This is a genomic window from Halomonas sp. ND22Bw, assembly GCF_003011945.1.
GTDB classification, from domain to species: Bacteria; Pseudomonadota; Gammaproteobacteria; order Pseudomonadales; family Halomonadaceae; genus Halomonas; species Halomonas halophila.
Genome location: NZ_PXWD01001293.1, coordinates 1 through 255, shown reverse-complemented (window position 1 = coordinate 255; position 255 = coordinate 1). Strand labels below are relative to the sequence as shown.

The 255-nt window shown below is 71.8% G+C and carries 1 protein-coding gene; it reads left to right on the top strand.

Features of this window, described 5'->3' with window-relative positions:
• Positions 1 to 255: amidase family protein (locus tag CVH10_RS22355; RefSeq protein WP_369335972.1), on the top strand; the 255-nt coding region annotated here is incomplete at both ends.

Below are 255 nucleotides of genomic sequence, written 5' to 3'. Positions count from 1 at the left end.
GTCGCGCTAGCGGGCAATGTGCCGCCGCGCGACGCGCCGTTGATCGCCACGCTGAAGGCCGCAGGGGCGATCATCATCGCCAAGACCAACATGGCCGAATGGGCGTTCAGTCCGCGCCGCACCATCAGCTCCACCGCCGGCGAAACCGCCAACGCCTATGCGCTCGATCGCGTGCCGGCGGGGTCGTCGGGCGGCACCGCGTCCGCCGTGGCGGCCAGCCTGGCGCTGGCGGGTCTGGGTACCGACACGGGCAAT